The following is a 17,334-nucleotide window of genomic DNA, read 5'->3' as shown; positions in this document are numbered from 1 at the left end:
CCTGTGATCAAACGACAGGCTGATTTTGCGAGAGTCACAGCAATGGCTCCATCCAGGCTCGGAGCGACGGCGTGTCGTAAATATCTCCCGAAAATATGTGTTCAGGAATGAGTGGCTCGTTTGCCTTCCGGCCCCGACCAATCCATACCTTTTGGGGGACGGCCATCTGCAAGCCGCTCGGCAGATCAACCACCGTGATGTCGAGGTAATCGGAGTCCGAGCTGGTCGATTCACCTACATGCAAAGAACCCGGGACTGCGAGCACCAGATCCGAAAAATCCAGGCAGGCGCTCGCGCAGTGCTTATCGGTCAACAGAACAACCCGACCTTTGAATGAATTTCCGTCGGGAGGGGGCGGGTACTGGCTTCCTTCAATTGCACTATCGGCTACCAACACACTCGGCCCGGATTTTTCATGAGCCTCTTTCAGGAAATTTTTCATTTCCAGAATCTTCTTGTATCTAATGCTCTTCGGCCCAGTGCGTACCAATTCATCACGCGCAAGACGATCAAACCAATCGACTGAAATTCGAGAGGGGCGCCACCAAGCCTGCGCGCCACTGTCGATTGTCGGTGTATCTCGACGCATTAGTGCTGCGAGCAATTGATAACCGAAAAGGCTGCTACCACCGTTGTTGCCACGCGCATCAAATACAACGACCTCTGCTTTCTCCGGAATAATTTGAATGGCCGAAATGGCGTTCTCCAATTCATCTTCTGCCAAGCGAGCAGGCAGAAACTGCTGCGCATATATCCAATATCTATTCTCACCCCATGATTCAACGCCTATCCGCGGTTGTTGCACATTGAGGAAAGAAGTACCTTCGTCCGAATTTTTCCAATCGAGGTGATGTTCGATGGTTTTTCCATTCGATTCGAAAGTACAAGTGCGCGGCGTTTCTGCCTCCCAAATGCTGTCACGAGGAATTCGATTGGAGAGCAGCAGTGCCAGCCTGTCCAGAACGGATCCAAGCTCGGTACGCCGGTCCACGAAAGGCGCTATGTAGGTATCTATGTATTCGAAAGGCTTCAATCCATCGCAGGCGATCAACATGGCGCCTTTTTCCGGCAGCGAAGTTGGCCATTTTGAAGCGGCATGCACAACACGCCATTCGCCACTCCTCAATTGCGCAGTCCACCCGGCCCACATTGCCTTGCTGGGGGCATTCGGGTCCCAGACGGCTACATGACCATCGCGAAAGCCTGAGATGTAATAGCGCACCGCTGCCAGTGCTTGGGCCTGGTTCGCGGCCCGCATTGCCAATTTCATAGCTTCGTCATAGCCCTGAATGAACCAATCGTTGAACGCTTGGTCTGTTTTCAATGCCACTGCCGGATGGGCATCAAGAATGACCTGCTTTGCTCGTGCAAGATCGGACAGGGCGATTGCAGAATAGTTTGGATCCGCTGCATTTGATGGAATATGCAAGGCGCCCAATAACAGGAAGCAACACTTGAGTCCTCGCAGAATGAGCCGCCTCGCCAATGATTCATTTTTACAAGCACGTGCACCGATCTGATGGAACGTCGCTTTGCCGCGTAAGATATATATCACCATAAAAATAGATGCGCCCGAAACGCGGGCTCAACTGATTTTTTTTAAGACTCCCTGCCGACACAGGAACTGCACCGCATTCAGTCCTCCCTCCCGCATCATCGAGTCATTGGATACTTGAATCACACCCCTGCGGTAACGACTACCGCCCCATCGAGAGCAACTGGCATCCTCACAACGCATCGCCGGCGGCGCCGCGGCCTCGCGTTCATGGAGACTGCGGCCACGGGCAGCAACACCGACAAGCTCGATCCGCATTCCCACGACGCTGTGCCAGAGCAACGCGTGGCTGCGGCAACTGGTAGCGCAGATGTTCTCGCGCGACGAGCGGCTGCCGGCGGCGGCAAGCGGGAAGCGGGTCCCGGGTGCGCGTTGAGGCTCAGGAGTCCATGAGCTCGTAACCCGTACTGCGCCCACCTCCCGCCGACTTCTTCAGCACCCCCAGCGCCAGCAACTGGGTGATATCGCGCAGCGCGGTATCCGGCGAGCACTTGGCGATGGCGGCCCACTTGCTGCTGGTGAGCTTGCCTTCGAAGCCGTCGAGCAGGCGGTTGAGCAGCTTCGCCTGGCGTTCGTTCACCGGCGTACCGGCCCAGCGCTGCCAGAAGCGCGCCTTGGCCAGCACGCCGTCGAGCGTGAGCTGCGCGCTGGCGGTGGCCCGACCCAGCGTGCCGAGGAACCAGGCCAGCCATGCGGTGACATCGAGCGAGCCCTTCTGGGTGCGCTCGAGGATGTCGTAGTAGGCCTTGCGCTCGCGCTGGATCTGCGCCGACAGGCTGTAGAAGCGCTGCCCCGCGCCATCGGCACGGGCGAGGAACAGGTCGCCGACGGCGCGCGCGATGCGGCCGTTGCCGTCGTCGAAGGGATGCAGGGTGACGAACCACAGGTGCGCCAGGCCCGCCTTGAGGAGGGCGGGTTCGTCCGTCTCCCGGTTGGCCCAGGCCAGGAACGCTTCCACCTGCGCGGGCAGCGTGACCGCGGGCGGCGCCTCGAAGTGGACCTTGCGCCGGTTCACAGGCCCCGAGACGACCTGCATCGGACCGGCTGCGTCATCGCGCCAGCGGCCCACTGTGATCTTCGACAGGCCCGAATAGCCGGTCGGGAACAGTGCCGCGTGCCAGCCGAACAGGCGCTCGGCGCTCAGGGGTTCGGCGCTGCGCGAAGTGGCATCGAGCACCATCTCGACCACGCCTTCCACATGCCGGTCCACGGGCGCCAGCGCGCCGATGTCCAGCCCGAGCCGGCGCGCGATCGACGACCGGACCGAGGCCACGTCCAACACCTCGCCCTCGATCTCGCTGGTCTTGACCACGTCGTCGGTCAGCGCCGCCAGGCTGGCCTGGTCGCGCAGCGCGAGCCCCACGTCGGCCAGGCGACCGAGCAAGGTGCCCTGGGCGCGGCTGACATCGGCCAGGGGCTGGGCCAGGGCGGGCAGGTCATAGCGCCACCGGGGCCAGTCGTCGGCCTGCCAGATGTAGATGTTTTCTCCGCGATCCATGCGGAGATTAGACGCCTGATTCGCCGCAAGCACAAACCATTCACCGCAATATCTGCGGTGAATGAGCCGTGCAATCACCGCACGAAAAAGCGGGAACGGCCCCGATCCGGCCTCCCTCGGGAAGACCCCCAAACCGTTCGTCGGCCACCCGTGGCAACCAGGCCACGCCCCGCCCCACCCACCGAAGTCCGTAGGACACAATTGCAAACTTCTTCATTCATGCCGCCTGGCAGCGGCGCGTCTCCGTTCGCCCCATGTCCCTGGTATCCGCGTTCGTCCGGTCTCGCGCCTTCGAGGATGAGGACGGACCGGCACGCCCACGCGCCGCGCACCGCAGGCCCTGCCGGCACTGGCTGCTGGCGCTGTGGCTGCTGCTCGCCACGCTGACACCGGCCCTCGGCGCACCGCCGCCCGGCAGCCAGCAACCGGTGCTCACGCTCTCGCGCCAGGCCGCCGGCCTGCCGGCGGTGCTGCAGCTCCAGTTCTTCGAGGACACGACCCGCGCCCTGGGCATCGACGAGGTCCGCACCCCGGCGCAGGAGGCGCGCTTCACCCTGCCCGACCAACCGCTGCGCGGCCAGGAATCCGACCGCGTGCTGTGGTTCAAGCTGCAGATGCAGTTGCAGGACCCGGCCGATGCGGCGCGCGAATGGCTGATGCTGGTGCCCACGGTGTCGACGCGCGACATCCGCTTCTACGGCCCCTTCGACACCACGGGCCAGGCGCTGGCCGAGCCCGTGGTCACCGGCATGCGCCACCCCTGGGCCACGCGGCCGGCCGCCTCCGAGCAGATGGCCTGGCGCTTCGAGCTGCCGGGGCCGGGCGTCTACACGGTGTACTTCCGCGTCGAGTCGACCTTCGCGCGCATCTACGACGTGACGCTCTGGGACCCGGCTGACTACCTGCAGTCGACGCAGGACAAGCGCATGTTCGACGGCGTCAGCTACGGCCTGCTGCTCGGGCTCACGGTCTACGGCTTGGTGCTGTTCGTGGTGTTCGGCGAGGCGCTCTATGCCTACTACATGCTGGCCTGCCTCTGCGGCCTGCTGGCGCTCGCGAGCATCAACGGCCATGCGCTGCGCTATCCCTTCGCCCACTGGCCGGCCGGCGCCGGCTTCGCCTACACGGCCGGGCCCGCGCTGTGGGCACTGTGCAAGCTGCAGTTCGGCCGGCGGCTGCTGCGGCTGTCGCACTTCGCGCCGCTGCTCGACCGGCTGGTGCAGGCCTTCTCGGTCGCGCTGCTGCTGGCCATTCCCTACGCGCACTGGGGCGCGCATCCGCTGATCACCTTCCGGCTGGTGCAGATGTCGGTGGTGGCCTCGACGGCCGTGATGGTGATCGGCGCGATGTTCGCGATCCGCCGGCGCTATTGGCCGGCCGTGCTCTATTGCATCGGGGTCGGGCTGCTGCTGGCGGGCATCGGCGCGATCGTGTTCGCGAGCTGGGGCTGGATCGAATGGGCGCCCGGCCAGATGAACGTCTCGCAGGCGGCGCTGGTGGCCGAGCTGGTGGTGTTCGCGGTGGCGATGGCCTCGCGGCTGCGGCTGGTGCTGCGCTCCGAGCAGGCGCTGACGGCGCGCACCCAGCAGCTGGTGGAAGCGCTGGGCACCGACGCGCTGACCGGCGCCGCCAGCCGCGCCGGCCTCGAGAGCCGCGGCGAGGAATGGCTGCACAACGGCCAGCCCTTCGCGCTGATGCTGCTCGACCTCGACGGCTTCAAGGAGGTCAACGACGGCCACGGCCACGCGGTCGGCGACGCGGTGCTGGTGCAGACGGTGGCGCGGCTGCGCGCGCAGCTGCGCGCGAGCGACACGGTGGCGCGCCTGGGCGGCGACGAGTTCGCGATCCTGGTGCCGGGCCGGCCCTCGCGCGAGGCGCTCGCGCAGATGGCACGCCGCATCGTCGACGCCGGCCTGCAGCCCATCGAGGCCGATGGCGCCGAAGTGTCGGTCGGCATGAGCCTGGGCATCGCCTGCAATCCCGAGGACGGCCGAACGCTGGCACAGTTGCTGCGTTGCGCCGACCAGGCGATGTACCGCGTCAAGCAGCAGCGCCAGGGACCGGGCTTCGCCTTCTTCGGCGACACGCACGCGGGCCCGGCGCGCCCCACCCAGGCCGGGCCGCTGGCCGGCGGAACGGGCATCGCCTGATGCGCCCGCCCACGCGAAGAAGGAGCCACGCCATGCCCCGCCTGCTCGCCGCCCTGCTGCTGCTCGCCGCGTTCGCCTGCCAGGCCCAGACCGCGCCGACGCCGGACGCCCCGCTGCAGCGCCTGCGCATCGTCGGCGGGCTCGGCGGCATCACGCAGTACACGCGGCACGAGGAGAACTTCTGGGCCCGGGAGCTCGCCGAACGCACCGGCGGGCGCTACAGCGCCAGCATCGTGCCCTTCGACCGCGCGGGCGTGCCGGGCCAGGAGATGCTGAGCCTGATCCAGCTCGGCGTGGTGCCCTTCGGCACCGCGCTCATGAGCCAGATGGCGATGCAGTTTCCCGAGCTCGGCACGCCCGACATGGCCGGGCTCAACCCCGACATCGCGACCCTGCGCCGGGTGGTCGCGGCCTTTCGCCCCTACCTCGCGGGCGCGCTGCGCGAGCGCTACGGCGCCGAGCTGCTCGCGATCTACATCTACCCGGCGCAGGCCGTGTTCTGCAACCGGCCGGTCGCGCGGCTGGCCGATCTCGCGAAGCGGCGCGTGCGCGTGTCGAGCGCCACGCAGGCCGACTTCATCCGCGCGCTCGGCGCCACGCCGGTCTACACCGAGTTCGCGGCCATCCTGCCGAACATGCGTTCGGGCAACACCGACTGCGCGATCACCGGCACCATGTCGGGCCACACGCTGGGCCTGCATGCACTCACGAGCGCGCTCTACACCATGCCGCTGAGCTGGGGCCTCGCGGTGTTCGCGGCCAACCGCGAGAACCTCGAGGCGCTGCCGCCCGACCTGCAGGCGGTGCTGCGCCAGGAGCTGCCGAAGCTCGAGGCCGCGGTGTGGGCCGAGTCCGAACGCGAGACCACCGAGGGCATCGCCTGCAACACCGGCGCCGACGCCTGCACCAAGCCCGTCCGGGGCCGCATGACCGCGGTCGCGCCCACGCCGCAGGACGAGGCGCGGCGGCGCGAGATCTTCGCCACCCGCGTGCTGCCGGCCTGGCTGCAGCGCTGCGGCCCGGTCTGCGCGCAGGTCTGGAACGACACCGTCGGTCCCGTGGTCGGCATCCGCGCCCCGCTCGTGCGATGACGCAGCGCTTCTCCCGTCGCGTCGCCGCCGTGGTCTATGGCGTGGCGCTGCTGTTCCTCGGCACGCTGGCGACCGTGGCCGCCAGCATCACCTGGGAGGCGCGCGGCCGGGCGATCGAGAACGCCGAGACGCAAGCCATGCGCTTCGTCGGCGGCTCCGAGGCGGCGCTCAACCGCGCGCTGCTGAGCATCGACATGCTGCTGGCCGGCGCCGGCGAGCAACTGCGCGCCGTGCCGCGCGAACGCCTCGCCGAGGAGGCCGGCCGGCCCGAGGTGCAGCGACTGATCGTCAACCTGGTGCGGCAGAACCTGCTGGTGCGCTTCGTCGCCTTCGTCGACGCGGACGGCACGCCGCTCGCCTCCTCCGACCGCCGCGGCGCGCGGCTGCCGATGGCGCTGCCCGAGGGCTTCGCGCGCTCGGTGCTGGCGCAGCCGCTGTCGACCATGGCCGTGAGCGCGCCGATCGCCAGCCCGGCCACGCTGCAGAAGGTGGTGTTCTTCGCGCGCGCCGTGCCGCTGGCCGACGGCAGCCGCGTGCTGGCCGTGGCCGAGGTGCAGATCTCGCTGCTGGCCATGGTGACGACGCAGGGCGCGTCAATCCCGGGCCTGGAGATCACGCTCGAGCGCGATGCCGGTCCGCTGCTGGTGAGCGTGCCGGCGCGCGACGACCTGCTGGGCCGGCAGCTCGAACCCGCGCTCAGCGAGCAGACCAGCGACGGCAAGCCGGTGCGCATGGCCGCGCGCCTGAGCGGCGTGCCCGCGATCCTGGTGGCGCGCCCGACGCTGCACCGCAACCTGCTGATCGTCGCGAGCATCCCGCTGGCCGCGGCGCTGCGCGACTGGCGCGAGGAGCGCGACCGCATCGCGTGGACCGGCGCCGTCATCGGCGCGCTGATCCTCGCGATCGCGGCCTTCACCCACCTGCAGCTGCGGCGCCAGTGGCAGTCGCGGCAGGAGCTGGTGCGCTCCAAGGCCACGCTCGACCAGGCGCTCGAATCGATGATCGGCGGCTTCGTGCTGCTCGATGCCGACGACCGCGTGCTGGCCTGGAACCACAGCTTCGTCGCGATGTTCCCGTGGGTGCGGCCGCTGCTCGCGCCGCAGCTGCCGTTTCGCGAGCTGGTGGCCGAGACCGCGCGCCACGTGGTGCACGAGGGCGGCCCGCCCGGCTGGATGGCGCTGAACATGCCGCAGCTCGCGCAGGACCACTCCGAGCAGGAGGCGGTGCTCGAGGACGGCCGCGTGCTGCACGCCACGCGCAGCCGCACGCCCGACGGCGGCACCGTCTGCGTCTACCAGGACATCACGGAGAAGCGGCGCCACATGGCCGCCATCGTCGAGAGCAAGGCCCAGCTGCAGGCCACGCTCGAGGCGCTGCCCGACCTGCTGCTCGAGGTCGGCCTCGACGGCATCTGCCACGGCCACCACGCGCCGCGCGTGCCGCTGCCGGGCATCCAGGTCGACCAGCCGGCCGGCCGGCGGCTGCAGGAGCTGCTGCCGCCGCAGGCGAGCGCGGAGGTCATGGCGGCGCTCAAGGAAGCCAATGAGACCGGGCGCTCGAGCGGGCGCCAGTTCGAACGCCGCTACGCGCGCAGCAAGGCCTGGTTCGAGATCTCGGTCTCGCGCAAGGCCAGCGGCGCGCAGGCCGATCCGCGCTTCATCGTGATCCTGCGCAACATCACCGAGAGCAAGCAGGCGGCCGACGAGGTCGAGCAGCTCGCCTTCTACGACACGCTCACCGGCCTGCCCAACCGTCGGCTGCTGGTGGACCGCATCAAGCACGCCATCGATGCCGTGCCGGGGCGCTCGCGCTGGAGCGCGCTGCTGTTCCTCGACCTCGACAACTTCAAGACCGTGAACGACGCCCACGGCCACGACACCGGCGACGTGATGCTCAAGCAGGTGGCGCAACGCCTGACCGCCTGCCTGCGCCGCGGCGACACGGTGGCGCGGCTGGGCGGCGACGAGTTCGTCGTGATGCTGGCCGAGCTGCACGAGCGGCGGCTGATCGCGACCTCCGAGACCGAGGCCATGGGCGCGGCCATCCTCGAGCAGCTCAACCGGCCCTACCAGCTCGGCGGCCAGCAGCACCACAGCACCTGCAGCATCGGCGTGGCGCTGTTCGACACCGCCGATGCCTCGCTCGACGAGGTCATCAAGCAGGCCGACATCGCGATGTACTACGCCAAGACCGCCGGCGGCAACGCGCTGCGCTTCTTCGAGACCAGTATGCAGACCAGCATCACCGCGCGCGCGGCGCTGGAGAACGAACTGCACGCGGCCGTCGAGCAGCGGCAGTTCGTGCTGCACTACCAGAGCCAGGTCACGAGCGAGGACCGCGTGGTCGCCGCCGAGGTGCTGGTGCGCTGGCAGCATCCGACGCGGGGCCTGCTGGCGCCCGGCGAGTTCATCGCCGCGGCCGAGGACACCGGGCTCATCATCCCGCTCGGCCTCTGGGTGCTAGAGACCGCCTGCCGCCAGCTCGCGGCCTGGAGCGAGGACCCGCGGCGCGCGCACCTGCAGCTGTCGGTCAACGTGAGCGCGCGGCAGTTCCGCACCGACGACTTCGTCAAGCAGGTCGCCCGCGTGCTCGAGCGCACCGGCGCCGATCCGCGCCAGCTCAAGCTCGAGCTGACCGAGAGCCTGCTGCAGTTCAAGGTCGCCGACACCATCGCCAAGATGAAGACCCTGGCCGGCATGGGCATCCAGTTCTCGATGGACGACTTCGGCACCGGCTTCTCGTCGCTGTCGTACATGATCCAGTTGCCGCTCAACCAGATCAAGGTCGACAAGTACTTCGTGCATGGCATCGGCCTGAACCCGAAGGTGGAGCTGGTGATCCAGACCATCATCGGCATGGCGCTCAACCTCGAGCTGCAGATCGTCGCCGAAGGCGTGGAGACGCAGGCGCAGCGCGAGTTCCTCGCGCGCCACGGCTGCCACCTGTACCAGGGCTATCTGTTCGGCAAGCCGAAGGCGCTGGAGGCCTACGAGCAGGACCTGGACGCGCAGGCCTGATCGGGCCGCACAATGGCCTGCGGTGAACCACGCGAGGCGATCGACATGAAACTGCTGCTGTTGGGTGCGACGGGATTGGTGGGCGGCCGGGCACTGCAGCTCGCGCTCTCGAACGACGCCTTCTCCGAGGTGATCGCGCCAACGCGAACGCCGCTCGCGGCCCACGCCAGGCTGGTCAACCCGGTCGCCTCTCGGCTCGAGGACCTGGTGCAGGCCTGCATCGCGCACCGGCCCGATGCCGTGGTCTGCGCACTGGGCACGACGCAGGCGAAAGCCGGTTCGAAGGAGGCCTTCCGCCACGTCGACCACGAACTGCCGGTCGCCTTCGCCCAGGCCGCGCACGCCGCCGGCGTGGGCACCTTCGTGATCGTGACGGCCATGGGTGCCTCGGACAGCTCGCTCTTCTTCTATCCGCGCACCAAGGGCGAAGTGGAGCGGGACGTCCGCGCGATCGGCTTCCGCTCGCTGACGATCTGCCGGCCGAGCCTGATCGGCGGCGAACGCCATGAGGAAAGGCGTGCCGAAGGCATGGCGCTGACCTGGGCGCGGCGCCTGGGGCCGGTGCTGCCGGCGCGATGGCGTGTCAATCCGGCAGCGGCCATTGCCGCGGCACTGCTCGACGCGGCCATCGCCGCGAAGCCCGGCTGCCACTTCATCTCCTCCGACGCCATGCATTGAGCGGCAACGCGAAGGCCACGGGTGACCGGGTCCTTCGCAGCGCCCCCAACCTTCGACTGGGCCACGAGTTCGACCGGGTTCATGCGAGCCCCATCGGCCGCGTCACTCGGGCTTGATGCCCGCGGCCTTGACCAGCGGGCCCAGCCGGTCCATGTCCGCGCGCAGCGCGCGCGCGAGCTGCTCGGGCGCGCCGCCGAGGATCAGCGCGCCATCGGCCTCGAGCCTGGCCTTCACGTCGGGCGTGCGCAGCGTCTCGTTGAGCTTGGCGTTCAGCACCGTGACGATCGCCGCCGGCGTTCCGGCCGGCGCCACGATGCCGTACCAGGTCACGAGCTCGAAGCCCGGGAAGCCGCTTTCGGCGATGGTCGGCACGCCCGGCAGCGCGGGCGAGCGCTGCGCCGAGGTGACGGCGATGCCGCGCACCTTGCCGCCGTCGATGAAGCCGCGCATCGTGACGCTGGTCCCGACCCAGGCGTCGAGCCGGCCGCCGAGCATGTCCGGCATGCCCTGGGCGATGCCGCGATAGGGGATCAGGTTGAACTTCGCGCCCGACTGCTTCTGCAGCAGCTCGGTCGCCAGCAGCGGGCTCACGGTCGGATAGCCGATGCTCACCGCGCCCGGATCCTTCTTCGCCTTCGCGATGGCGGCCGCGAGGTTGGCCGCGCCGCTGACCGCGTCGACCGTGAACACATAGGGCGTGGAAGCGATCAGCCCGATCGGCTGGAAGTCCTTCAGCGGGTCGAATGGCAGCTTGTCGTAGAGCGACGGGCTCAGCGCGATGTGATCGGTGAGCGTGAGGCCGAGCGTGTAGCCGTCGGCCCTGGACTTGGCCACCGCCTGCAGCGCGATGTTGCCGTTGGCGCCCGCGCGGTTGTCGATGATGACGCTGGTCTTGAGCAGCTCGCCGAGCGTCGGCGCCAGCACGCGCGCCAGCTTGTCGCCGCCGCCGCCCGGCGGGAAGGGCACGATCAGGCGCACGGGCTTGTCGGGGTAGTCGGTGTCGGCGCGCGCCGGCAGGCACGAGGTGAAGGCGAGCGCGAGGCCCAGGAGGCTCGCGACGGCGAGGCCGCGGCCCCGCGTGTTCGATGCGCTGTAGGTGTGGCCCATGTGATGTCTCCGGTGGGTTGTTGTGTGGCCGGCGGCCGCGCGCCGGCCGCCGGCGTTTGAGCCGGTCGTTGTGCAGCCTCCACGCATCCGCGACGTCGCGGTGCACGAAGGGTTTGCCGGGGCCGCGGGCCTCAGACGTGCGCTTCGGCGCCCAGCAGCGCGGTGCGAAAGCGGCTGCGCAGGAACGGGCCGTCGCGCGGCGGCAGCGCCGTCGGCGCGGGATCGGTCGTGACCTTGATGGTCGCGAGCACCGGGCCCTGGCCGTGGAGAATCCTGTCGACCGCCTCCTCGAGCTCTGCGGCCGTGCGCACCGTCAGCGCCTGCGGGAAGCCCGTGGCCTTGGCCACCTCGGTGATGTTGACGCCGCGGCCCGCGTGGGCCGGCTGCATGCCGGTCTCGGCGTAGTGCTCGTTGTCGATCACGACGACCGTGAGGTTCTCGGTGCGGTCGACCGCGGCGGTCGCCAGCGAGCCCAGGCCCATCATCATCTCGCCGTCGCCGACGAACACGATGACGCGCTTCTTCGGCTGCGCGCGGGCCAGGCCCAGGCCCACCATCACGGCGCCGCCCATCGCGCCCCAGAGGTAGAAGTTCTGCGGACCGTCGCCGGCGGCGGCCACGTCGAAGGTCGGGTTGCCCAGGCTGGTGATGGCCAGCGCCTCGCCCCGGTCACGCAGGATGCGCGCCACCACTTCGCGGCGATTCAGGACGGCTTGGTTCTTGGCTGTGGATGACATGGCGGTGCTCACTTGTTGAAATTCTTCGTGCCGATGACGCGCTGCCCGATCAGCACCGCGACGCTGCGCCCGGTCTGGTAGGCGAACTTCGCGCCGGCGATCACGGTGGGCGGAACCTCCTCGGGCGAATCGGCGCGGTACACGTACACGCCCGAATCCTCGAGCACCGCCTGCGTCGACTTGCCCATCGCGACCTGCCAGGGGTTGAACTCGCCCCACTCGCCGCGCATCGTCACGATCATGAACAGCGGCATGCGCGTCTCGTGCTGCAGCGACAGCATGTTGATGCAGTTGCCGACGCCGCTGGACTGCAGCAGCAGCACGCCGCGGTCGCCGCCGAGCCAGGCACCGCCGAGCATCGCGACGCCCTCCTCCTCGGTGGTGAGCGAGACCGCGTGGATCCCGGGGTCCGCCTCGCACATGCGGATCAGCTGACTGTGGCCCGCGTCGGGGACATAGGCGACCTGCCGGACGCCGAGGTTCTTGAAGCCTTCGAAGATTTGCTGAGGCCAATCGATGGTGGACATGGGAGTGAGTGGGGTGGTGAATGATGGAAAGAAGGGATCGATCGATGCTCAGCGCATGACGAAGGGGTTGGCCGTCGCCGCGACGGTGTTGATCCAGACGCTCTTGGTCTGCAGGTATTCGTTGATCGCGTCCATGCCGTTCTCGCGGCCCAGGCCCGAATCCTTGTAGCCGCCGAACGGCGACATGAAGCTCACGGCTCGGTAGGTGTTGATCCACACCATGCCGGCCTGCAGCCGCTCGGACATGCGGAACGCGCGGCCCATGTCGCGCGTCCACACGCCCGAGCCGAGCCCGAAGCGCACATCGTTGGCGATGCGCACCGCGTCGTCCTCGTCCTTGAAGCGGATGATCGAGAGCACGGGGCCGAACACCTCTTCCTGCGCGATGCGCATGCCGTTGTCGACGTCGCCGAAGATCGTCGGCTGCACGAACCATCCGGTGCCGCAGGCCTCGCCCGTGGCGGGACTGCCGCCGAGCAGCAGCCGGGCGCCCTCGTCCTTCGCGATCTGGATGTAGCTCAGCACCTTGTCGTACTGGGGCCGCGTGGTCACCGGGCCGACCTGGGTGTCCATCGACATCGGGTCGCCCATGCGCGCGGTGCGCGCCAGCGCCAGCAGGCGCTCGACCACCTCGTCGTACACCGCGTCCTGCACCAGCAGGCGCGAGCCCGCGATGCAGGTCTGGCCGGTGGCGGCGAAGATGCCCGAGACCGCGCCGTTCACGGCGTCGTCGAGGTTTGCATCCGCGAAGACGATGTTGGGCGACTTGCCGCCAAGCTCCAGGCTCACGTGCTTGAACTGGCGCGCTGCCGCCTCGTTGATGGCACGGCCGGTGGCGTCGGCGCCGGTGAAGCTGATCTTCGCGACCCGCGGATGCTCGACGAGCGTGGCGCCCACCTCGCGGCCGAAGCCCGTGACCACGTTGACCACGCCGGCGGGAAAGCCCGCCTCCTCGAACAGCCGCGCGAACTCCAGGCTCGACGCGGACGTGAACTCCGAGGGCTTGATGACCACCGTGCAGCCCGCGGCGAGCGCGGGGGCGATCTTCCACGTGGCCAGCAGCAGCGGCGAGTTCCAGGGCGTGATGGCGGCCACCACGCCGAGCGGCTCGCGGCGCGTGAAGTTGAAGTAGCCCGGCTTGTCGAGCGGCATCACGCGCCCCTCGACCTTGTCGGCCAGGCCGCCGAAGTAGTAGAACCACTGCGGGATGTAGTGGAGCTGCCCCAGCATCTCGGCCAGCAGCTTGCCGTTGTCGCGCACCTCGATCTCGGCCAGCCGGCGCGCATCGCGCGCGATCAGGTCGCCGACGCGGCGCAGCAGCGCACCGCGCTCGGTGGCCGTGAGCCTGGCCCAGGGGCCCTCGGTGAAGGCCCGGTGCGCCGCCTGCACGGCGGCTTCCACGTCGGCCGCCGTGCCCGAGGCGATCTCGGCCCAGGCCTCGCCGGTGTAGGGGTTGTGTGTTTCGAACCAGCTGCCGCCGAGGGGGGCGGCTTCCTGTCCGTCGATCCAGTGTGAGTAGCGTTTCATATCGGTGGACGAAGCTTCCTACATCGATGCGCGCGGCGCCATTTGCGATTCGCAAACAGGCACTTCAGGAGTGATCAAGGCGGCGCGACGAAAGGGGCATGGGACGGTTGCGGGCCTATTCCTTGGCCACGTAGGCTTCCGCGGGCTTGTCGCTCGGGTTGGCCCAGGCGTTCTTCGTGGCCTCGCCCAGCGGCAGGTTGATGGTCACGCCCACGGGCGGGATCGGCTTCAGGAACCACTTGTCGTAGAGCCTGGCGAGTTCGCCCGACCTGGCCTGGGCCTTGATGCTCTCGTCCACCGCGGCCTTGAACGCGGGGTCGTCCTTGCGGATCATGATCGCGATGGGCTCGACGGCCAGCACATCGGGCAGCAGCCTGAAGTCCTTCGGCGACTTCGACTTGGCGGCCAGCGAGGCCAGCACGGACGCATCGAGCACGAAGGCGTCGGCGCGGTCGGATTCGAGCAGCAGGAAGCTGTCGGAATGGTCCTTGCCGTAGACCTCGGAGAAGCTCAGGTTCTCGGCGCGCTTCTGCTTGCGCAGGGTCTGCAGCGGCGTGGTGCCGGTGGTGGTGACCACCGTCTTGCCCTTGAGGTCCGCGAGCGCATGGATGCTCGAATTCGCCTTCACGAGGATCTTGGTCTCCTCGATGTAGGTGGTCAGGCCGAAGGCCACGTCCTTCTGCCGCGCGGCGTTGTTGGTGGTCGAGCCGCACTCGAGGTCGACGGTGCCGTTCTGCACCAGCGGGATGCGGTTCTGCGAGGTCACGGGCTGGTACTTGATATCGAGCTTGCGGCCGAGCGACTTCTCGAGGTCCTTGATGATGTTGGCGCAGACGTCGAAGTGGAAGCCCGTGTACTGGCCGTTGCCCAGCGTGTAGGCCAGGCCCGAGGACTCGCGCACGCCCTCGGTGATGGCGCCCGAGGCCTTGACCTTGGCGAGGGTGTCGTTGGCCTGCGCGAGCGCGCCGCAGGCGGCCAGCGTGGCGATGACCAGGATCGATGCTTGTTTCTTCTTCATGCGGGGAGCTCCAGCGGGGGATGGAAAAAAAGGGAGGTCAGGCGGCGCGCGCCGCCAGCAACTGCTCGGCGGCGGCCAGCCGCACGCACAGCGCGACCACTTCGGCGGCGCGGCCCAGTTGCTCGATCGACGGCGAGGACGGCGCGATGCGCAGCGTCCGGTCCTGCGGATCGATGCCGCCCGGGAACGGCGCGCCGGCCGGCGTGAGCGTGACACCCGCGCGGCCCGCGAGCTCGACCACGCGACGGGCCGTGCCCGGCTGCACGTCGAGCGCGATGAAGTAGCCGCCGCGCGGGCGCGTCCATTGCGCGATGCCCAACGGGCCCAGTTCGCGTTCGAACACGTCCAGCACGCGGTCGAAGCGAGGCGCCAGCAGCGCGCGGTGGCGCAGCATCAGCATCTCGAGGCCCACGCGGTCGCGCAGGAAGCGCACATGGCGCAGCTGGTTGAGCTTGTCGGGCCCCACGCTGCGCACCGCCGCATGGCCGAGCCACCAGCGCAGGTTCTCGGGCGAGGCACCGAACAGCGCGACGCCGGCACCGGCGAAGGTGATCTTCGAGGTGGAGGCGAAGACCAGCGGCCGGTTCGCATGGCCGTGCGCCTCGCAGCGCTCGGCGATGTTGGCGATCTGCACCTCCTCCACGCCCAGGTGGTGCAGGCCGTAGGCGTTGTCCCAGAACAGGCGGAAGTCCGGCGCGGCCGTGGGCATGGACGCGAGCGCCTCGACGACCGCGTCCGAGTACACGGCGCCGGTCGGGTTGCTGTACTTGGGCACGCACCACATGCCGCGCACCGACGGGTCCTGCACATGGGCGCGCACCGCCTCCATGTCGGGTCCGTCGTCGTGCAGCGGCACCGGGATCAGGCGGATGCCGAAGGCCTCGCAGATCGCGAAGTGGCGGTCGTAGCCGGGCACCGGGCAGAGGAAGGCCACGCCCGAGGGCACGGCATGCCATGGCTCGCCGCCGCCGGGCACGCCCGCGCGCCAGGCGTGCGAGACGCAGTCGTACATCATCGACAGGCTCGAGTTGCCGCCGGCCACCACCTGCTCGGGCGGCACGCCGAGCATGAACGCGAACAGCCGGCGCGCTTCGGGCAGGCCCTGCAGACCCATGTAGTTGCGGCAGTCGGTGCCGTCCTCGGCGAGGAAGTCCTGCGTGCCGGGCAGCGCCAGCAGGCCCTCGGACAGCGCGACCTGTTCCGCCGACGGCACGCCGCGCGCCATGCTGAGCTTCAGCGGTTGCGCGCAGAGCGCTTCATGGGCCCGGGCCCACTGTCGATGCAAGGTGTCGAGCGCCGGGCGGGAAGCGTGGGTCAGTTCGTTCATGGGTCCGTGGTGTTGCGCACGGCGTTGCATGCCGGCGCGCGGAGCTTCCTGGATCCGCGCGACGCGCGCTATTTGAGATTCGCAAACGGGCACTTCGCGAGCCCTCAAGGCAGGGGCGGTGCGGGGTCGATGTCGAACAGGGCCTGCGCATCCGGCCGGTGTTTGGCCACGCGAAATGGCGGCTTGTGGAAGCGCAAATTGCGCGGCCCGCGCGCGCTGGGCATTCTTCAGGGCGAACTCACTGGCGAAACCATGACACTGCCCCAACGCTCCTTCCTCTTCGTGCCCGCGAACCGTCCCGACCGCTTCGACAAGGCGCTGGCCTGCGGCGCCGATGCCGTCGTCATCGACCTCGAGGACGCGGTGCCTCCCGAGAACAAGACCGAGGCGCGCCATTCCGTGGCCGCCTGGCTGGCCACCCACCATCGCGTGATCGTGCGCATTAACGCGGCCGACACGCCCTGGTTCAAGGACGACCTCGCGCTGGCCCGGCTGCCCGGTGTCGCGGGCATCATGCTGCCGAAGACGGAGCGCATCGACGAGGTGTTCAGCGTGTCGTGCATCGGCGCGGGCACGGCGGTGTTTCCGATGATCGAGACCGCGGCCGGGCTGCACAACGTCCACACCATCGCGCGGGCGCAGGGCGTGCAGCGGCTGGTGTTCGGCTCGATCGACTTCCAGCTCGACCTGGGCATCTCGGGCGACGAGCTCGAACTGCTGCCCTACCGCGCGCAGCTGGTGATGGCCTCGCGCCTGGCCCGGCTGGCCGCGCCCATCGATGGCGTCAGCACCTCGATCGACGACCAGGCCGCGCTCGCGGCCGACACGCTGCGTTCGCGGCGGCTCGGCTTCGGCGCCAAGCTGTGCATCCACCCGAAGCAGGTGGGCGCGGTGAACGCGGCCTTCTGCGCCAGCGCCGAGGAACTTGCCTGGGCGCGCCGCGTGCTCGAGGCGGCCGCGCGTTCGGCGGGCGCCGCCGTCGCGGTGGACGGCAGGATGGTGGACCGCCCCGTCATGATGCGCGCCCAGGCGATCGTGCAGGAAGCGGGCGAACGTGCGTTGCGGCTGGCCGGCGCGGCAGCGACGCAGTCATGAACAAGAC

Annotated in this window: 13 protein-coding genes; 5 read left to right on the top strand and 8 right to left on the bottom strand. The window is 68.8% G+C overall.

Translation table 11 applies throughout. From position 1 onward, the window contains the following. Positions 1-34: 34 nt before the first annotated feature. Positions 35-1,558, bottom strand: coding sequence for a S41 family peptidase (locus BM109_RS18835; RefSeq protein ID WP_093345466.1), 1,524 nt, complete (start codon positions 1,556-1,558; stop codon positions 35-37). A gap of 376 nt (positions 1,559-1,934) precedes the next feature. Then, a complete protein-coding gene (locus BM109_RS18830) occupies positions 1,935-3,053 on the bottom strand; it encodes a Fic family protein (RefSeq protein ID WP_093345463.1) in 1,119 nt (372 codons plus the stop codon). Between the two features lie 254 nt (positions 3,054-3,307). Between BM109_RS18830 and BM109_RS18825 the strand changes: the two genes are divergently transcribed. From BM109_RS18825 to BM109_RS18810, 4 genes are read left to right on the top strand one after another with little or no spacing between them, the layout of a single operon-like run. Continuing rightward, positions 3,308-5,203, top strand: coding sequence for a diguanylate cyclase (locus tag BM109_RS18825; protein WP_093345461.1), 1,896 nt, complete (start codon positions 3,308-3,310; stop codon positions 5,201-5,203). A gap of 32 nt (positions 5,204-5,235) precedes the next feature. Further along, the gene (locus tag BM109_RS18820; protein ID WP_093345458.1) at positions 5,236-6,294 is read left to right on the top strand and encodes a TRAP transporter substrate-binding protein; all 1,059 of its coding nucleotides are present in this window, start codon (positions 5,236-5,238) and stop codon (positions 6,292-6,294) included. Then, positions 6,291-9,311 carry a bifunctional diguanylate cyclase/phosphodiesterase gene (locus BM109_RS18815; protein ID WP_093345457.1) on the top strand — a complete coding sequence of 1,007 codons (3,021 nt, stop codon included), beginning with the start codon at positions 6,291-6,293 and terminating at the stop codon, positions 9,309-9,311. The genes BM109_RS18820 and BM109_RS18815 overlap by 4 nt, the downstream gene beginning before the upstream one ends. Positions 9,312-9,356: 45 nt before the next feature. Further along, positions 9,357-9,989, top strand: coding sequence for an NAD(P)H-binding protein (locus BM109_RS18810; RefSeq protein ID WP_093346143.1), 633 nt, complete (start codon positions 9,357-9,359; stop codon positions 9,987-9,989). Between the two features lie 102 nt (positions 9,990-10,091). Here the strand turns inward: BM109_RS18810 and BM109_RS18805 are convergent, their stop codons facing one another. The 6 genes from BM109_RS18805 to BM109_RS18780 all read right to left on the bottom strand — a co-directional run bounded on the left by BM109_RS18805 (position 10,092) and on the right by BM109_RS18780 (position 16,232). Next, on the bottom strand, positions 10,092-11,096 hold the full coding sequence (locus BM109_RS18805; RefSeq protein ID WP_093345454.1) for a Bug family tripartite tricarboxylate transporter substrate binding protein: 1,005 nt from the start codon (positions 11,094-11,096) through the stop codon (positions 10,092-10,094). A 131-nt stretch (positions 11,097-11,227) separates the two neighbouring features. After that, positions 11,228-11,833, bottom strand: coding sequence for a thiamine pyrophosphate-dependent enzyme (locus BM109_RS18800; protein WP_093346141.1), 606 nt, complete (start codon positions 11,831-11,833; stop codon positions 11,228-11,230). A gap of 8 nt (positions 11,834-11,841) precedes the next feature. Further along, entirely contained in the window at positions 11,842-12,360 is a 519-nt protein-coding gene (locus BM109_RS18795) for a thiamine pyrophosphate-binding protein (RefSeq protein WP_093345452.1), read from the bottom strand. Between the two features lie 48 nt (positions 12,361-12,408). Then, positions 12,409-13,887, bottom strand: a complete 1,479-nt coding sequence (locus tag BM109_RS18790) for an aldehyde dehydrogenase (RefSeq protein WP_093345449.1) — start codon at positions 13,885-13,887, stop codon at positions 12,409-12,411. A gap of 115 nt (positions 13,888-14,002) precedes the next feature. Beyond that, positions 14,003-14,905: an amino acid ABC transporter substrate-binding protein gene (locus tag BM109_RS18785; protein WP_093345447.1), complete on the bottom strand. Its 903-nt coding sequence runs from the start codon at positions 14,903-14,905 to the stop codon at positions 14,003-14,005. A gap of 37 nt (positions 14,906-14,942) precedes the next feature. After that, complete coding sequence (locus BM109_RS18780) at positions 14,943-16,232, bottom strand: aspartate aminotransferase type Ic (protein ID WP_093345445.1); 1,290 nt, start codon at positions 16,230-16,232, stop codon at positions 14,943-14,945. Between the two features lie 252 nt (positions 16,233-16,484). On the opposite strand from BM109_RS18780, the gene BM109_RS18775 reads away from it, so the two are divergent. Beyond that, positions 16,485-17,327 (top strand): HpcH/HpaI aldolase/citrate lyase family protein, encoded by an 843-nt coding sequence (locus tag BM109_RS18775; RefSeq protein WP_093345442.1) that lies wholly within the window; start codon positions 16,485-16,487, stop codon positions 17,325-17,327. The last annotated feature ends 7 nt before the right edge of the window (positions 17,328-17,334 follow it).

It is taken from the genome of Variovorax sp. PDC80, assembly GCF_900115375.1.
In the GTDB taxonomy this organism is placed as follows: Bacteria; Pseudomonadota; Gammaproteobacteria; order Burkholderiales; family Burkholderiaceae_C; genus Variovorax.
Note: the sequence above shows the minus strand (reverse complement) of the source record. Positions and strands in the feature narration are given on the sequence as shown.